At 63.9% G+C, this 1,209-nt stretch carries 1 protein-coding gene; it reads left to right on the plus strand.

The genetic code is table 11. The features are described 5' to 3' along the window. The first annotated feature begins 78 nt into the window (after positions 1–78). A protein-coding gene (locus tag ME121_RS32770; RefSeq protein WP_089231436.1) for an IS3-like element ISMra1 family transposase occupies positions 79–1,181 on the plus strand; the annotation gives its coding sequence in 2 pieces (ribosomal slippage) (positions 79–340 and positions 340–1,181; 1,104 coding nt in all). Positions 1,182–1,209: the final 28 nt, after the last annotated feature.

Consider the following 1,209-nt stretch of genomic DNA (forward strand, 5'->3'; position numbering starts at 1 on the left):
TGACCCTGACCCAGCAAACTGGTCCGCGCCGAGCGCAAGTTTTTCGGGCATCCTGAACCCTGAAGGAGGGTGGATGCCATGCCTCGCAAACGCTTCACGAACGAACAGATCGCCTTTGCCCTGCGGCAGGCGGAGAACGGCGCCTCGGTGGATGAGGTCTGCCGGAAGATGGGCGTGTCTGAGCCGACGTTTTACCGCTGGAAGAAGCAGTTCGTCGGCATGGGCGTGCCGGAGATCCGGCGGCTGAAGCAGCTGGAGGACGAGAACAGCAAGCTCAAACGGCTGGTGGCCGACCTGACGCTGGACCGCTCCATGCTGCAGGATGTGCTCAAGCGAAAGTGGTGAGGCCCGCCGTTCGCCGTGAGGTCGCCGGTCACCTGCAGGTGACCTACGGCATCAGCGAGCGTCGGGCCTGTCGGGCCACCGGTTTCGGCCGCTCGTCTCAGCGTTACCGCAAGCGCGCCGACCCTCAGGTGGCACTGCGCATGCGGCTGAAGGAACTCGCTGCCGCACGGGTGCGCTACGGCTACCGGCGGCTGCACATCCTGTTGCGACGGGAGGGCTGGGAGGTGAACCACAAGCGCACCTACCGGATCTACCGGGACGAAGGGCTGTCGATCCGGCCCAAGCTACCCAAGCGCAAACGGGCCTGGCGCTACCGACAAGGGCGGCCCGCGATCGGCGGTCCCAACGAGGTCTGGGCCATGGACTTCATGTCCGATCGCCTGTTCGACGGGCGTCCATTCCGGATCCTGACGGTCGTCGATTGCCATACGCGAGAGGCGCTCTCGCTCACACCGAGAGCCAATTTCCGCGCCTTCCAGGTGACCGAGGCCCTGGACGCACTGGTGAAGCTCCGCGGTCGTCCAAAGAGCCTACGGGTTGACAATGGGCCGGAATTCGCCGGGCGCATGCTCGACCAATGGGCTTATCTGAACGGGGTTGAGATCGACTTCTCCCGACCGGGTAAGCCGACCGACAACGCCTACATCGAGTCGTTCAACGGCCGCCTACGGGCAGAGTGCTTGAACGCTTCGTGGTTCCTATCGCTAGCCGATGCCCGTGAACGCATCGAGGACTGGAGGTGCCACTACAACGAAGATCGACCCCATACAGCCCTGGGCGGCTTGACGCCCCGAGCCTTCGCCAACCAAGCTGTCACAGCCCGAGAAATTGCATAGGTCGTGGACCACAAACCGGGTCAACTCC

The sequence above is a fragment of the Methylobacterium sp. ME121 genome (assembly GCF_000974725.1).
Classification (GTDB): domain Bacteria; phylum Pseudomonadota; class Alphaproteobacteria; order Rhizobiales; family Beijerinckiaceae; genus Methylobacterium; species Methylobacterium radiotolerans.